Source organism: Streptacidiphilus monticola, from assembly GCF_042658505.1.
Lineage (GTDB): Bacteria > Actinomycetota > Actinomycetes > Streptomycetales > Streptomycetaceae > Streptacidiphilus > Streptacidiphilus monticola.
In genome coordinates this window covers 2,020-5,090 of the sequence record NZ_JBHSQJ010000174.1, presented here as the reverse complement: position 1 = coordinate 5,090, position 3,071 = coordinate 2,020, and the positions used below count along the sequence as shown (strand labels likewise).

Genomic DNA, 3,071 nt, shown 5'->3' with positions numbered 1-3,071 from the left:
CGCTCTGCGCCGCGCCGCCCTGGGCCGCGGCGCTGTGCGCGGGGGACCAGTTCTGGCCGACGCTGACGCCCAGGGCGTCCACCGGGTCCAGCCCCAGGGCCCGCAGGCGTCCGGCGACCTCGACGGCCCGGGCGGTGGAGCCCGCCTGCAGGCCGTGGTCCACGGTGACGGCCCCGGCACGAAGGCCGAGCTTGGCCGCCTCGAAGGCGGTGGCGGCGGCGAGGGCCATCGAGTCCGCTCCCCCCGAGCAGGCGACCAGCACCAGCGGGGCGTCGGCGGCGGCACGGGGGCGGGGGGTGCGGTACCGCGCGTGCCGCGGGTCCACGTCGCCCACGGGCGTGACCGGGGGCCGGGCGTCGGGCACGGAGGCGGCCCGGGCGCCGGCGGGACGGAAGGCAGGGGGGACTTCGGCGGCGATCTCGTTCAGAACCCGGCGTACCGCCAGGCGTATCGCGGCCACCGCGGGGTGCGGACCCATGACTGATCACTCCTCGGAGCGGAGCGGGTGGGGCAGGTGGACTGTCTCGTGCGTGATGCCGTGGACGCCGCATGGTCTCATACGCAGCGTGACCGGCACGTCGCAGATCGTCGCAGAAACCTCCCGGCACCGGGGCAGGCTGCTCTCCGCGTCTCCCGGGTTTCCAACGGACGGGTGAACGCGGCGAGATGACGAACCGTTTCTCCATTCGCCTCCACCCCGTTCTCGGGACCCGGGCCCGGGCGGGAACGTCAGCCGTGGACCCGGGCCACCCAGGCGGCCGGGTTGTGGATCTCCTCCTTGGTCGGCAGCGTGTTCGGCGATGTCCAGACCCGGTTGAAGCCGCTCATGCCCACCGAGTCCACGACCGCGTTGACGAAGACGGCGCCGTCCCGGTACTGCCGCAGCTTGGCGTCCAGGCCGAGCAGGCGGCGCAGCAGCTGGTCCAGCCGGCTCGCCCCCTTGGCGCGGCGCTGCTGGAACTTCTCCCGGATCTCGGCCACCGTCGGCACCACCTGCGGACCGACGCCGTCCATCACCACGTCGGCGTGGCCCTCCAGCAGCGACATGACGGCGGTCAGCCGCCCGAGGATCTCCCGCTGGCCAGGGGTCTGCACGACCTCCACCAGGCTCGACGGCGCGGGTCCGGAGCCGGACAGCGCCTCGCGCAGCCGCTCGACGAGCGTGGCCGGGTCGATCTCGGTCTCGGCGAGGAAGGCGTGGATCTCGCCCTCGATGTGGTCGCGCAGCCAGGGCACGGCGGTGAACTGGGTGCGGTGGGTCTCCTCGTGCAGGGCGACCCAGAGCCTGAAGTCCGTGGGGTCGACGTCGAGTTCGCGCTCGACGGAGACGATGTTGGGCGCGACGAGCAGCAGCCGGCCGGGCGGGGTGGGCTTCTTGTCCAGGCCGGACAGGTCCGCCGGGACCTCGGGCGGAGCGAAGGTCTCGTACTGCCCCAGCACCTTGGAGGAGAGGAAGGCCAGCAGCGCGCCCAGCTCCAGTCCGGTGATCTTGCCGCCCACGGCGCTGACGGCGTTCCCGCCGGGGATCTCCGCCCGGCGGGCGGCCATCCGGTCGGCGAGCGGCGTGATGATCGTCCGGAAGCCGGCGACGTTCGCCCGGATCCAGCCGGGGCGGTCGACGACCAGGACCGGCGTCCCGCCGTCCGGTGAGGCGAGCCCGGTGTAGGCCCGGACGTGGCGCTCCGCGTCGGCGGCATGCTTCCGGAGTTCGGCGACGGCGGCGCGCGCCTCCTCGTGGGAGACCTCCGGCCCCGGCCGCACCAGCCTCGTCGCGGTCGCGACCGCGAGCTCCCAGTCGATCATCTCCGCACCGGCACGTGGGCTCGTCATGCGTTCAACCGTACGTGCTGCGCGCCCGACGCGACAGCAACCCGCGCACGCCCGCGGCCCCGGCCGGGGCCTGGGGAGGCCCTAACCCGCCCCGCACCCGCACGCGGCGAGGGCGGCCGCGGCGCGGTCGAGGGCGGGGCGGGCGGTGGCGGCGGACGAGGCGTTGGACATGAAGGCGAAGGCCAGCACCCGGCCGTCGCGGTCCACGACAACGCCCGCCAGGGTGTTCACCGTCGACAGCGACCCCGTCTTCGCCCGGACGACGCCGCGCCCCGCTGACGCCCCGTCAGAGGAGTACCGGTCGCCCAGCGTTCCGGTGAAGCCGGCCACCGGCAGGCCGGTCAGGACCGGGCGCAGCTCGGGGTGCGCGGGGCCGGCCGCGAGCGTCAGCAACTGCGTGAGCACCGCCGCCGGGAGCGCGTCCGCACCGCTGAGCCCGGACGAGTCGGCCAGCCGGGTGCTGCCCAACCGGACGCCCAGGCGTGTCAGTTGGGCCTGGACCGCGGCCGCCGCGCCCGTGAAGGTGGCGGCCTGCCCGCTCGCGCGGGCGACCTGGTGGCCCAGCGCCTCGGCCACGTCGTTGTCGCTCTCGGTCAGCATCTCCTCGACGATGTCCGCCAGCGGCGGCGACGCCAGCTCGGCCACCGTCGTCCCGCTCGACCCGCCCGACTGGCCCACCGAGGATCCGCCGGACACGTGCACGCCCTGCGCTCGCAGCTGCTGCGCGAAGACCTGCGCGGCCCGGGCCGCCGGGTCGGGCCAGCGGGGGGCGTTCTCCGTCGAGTGCGGGTCGATCCGGCCCTCGTCCACCGTCAGCGCCTGGACCAGGGCGATGTTCTCGTTGACGCCGATCGGGTGCAGCGCGGGCGCGGCGAAGGCGCTGATGTCGTATCCCAGCCGGACGCTCGTCGTCCCGGCCGCGCGCAGGGCGCGGGCCGTGTCGGCGGCGAGCCGGGACAGCCCGGCCGAGCTCAGGGTCGGATCCCCGCCGCCCACCAGGACGAGTCGGCCGGGGGCGGGCTGCACCACCCGGGTGGTGAACCGGTGGTCGTCGCCGAGGAGCGACAGTGCGGCCACGGCCGTGGCGATCTTGTTCGTGGAGGCCGGCTTCTGGGCCTGGCCCGCGTTCTGCGCGTAGAGCGTGCGGCCGGTGGCGACGTCCACCACGGAGGCCGTGACCTGCCCCAGCGCGGGCGCCGACAGCACCCCGCGCAGCGCGGACGCCAGCGCGGTGGGCGCGG

Annotated in this window: 3 protein-coding genes; all 3 read right to left on the bottom strand. The window is 75.4% G+C overall.

The features are described 5' to 3' along the window. On the bottom strand, window positions 1-478 hold a 478-nt coding region (locus tag ACFP3V_RS30580; protein ID WP_380590683.1), incomplete at its 3' end, for a PP-loop family protein. Window positions 479-729: 251 nt separating this feature from the next. Then, the gene (locus ACFP3V_RS30575) at window positions 730-1,830 is read right to left on the bottom strand and encodes a zinc-dependent metalloprotease (RefSeq protein ID WP_380590680.1); all 1,101 of its coding nucleotides are present in this window, start codon (window positions 1,828-1,830) and stop codon (window positions 730-732) included. An 81-nt stretch (window positions 1,831-1,911) separates the two neighbouring features. After that, window positions 1,912-3,071: D-alanyl-D-alanine carboxypeptidase/D-alanyl-D-alanine endopeptidase (gene dacB / locus ACFP3V_RS30570; protein WP_380590677.1), on the bottom strand; the 1,160-nt coding region annotated here is incomplete at its 5' end.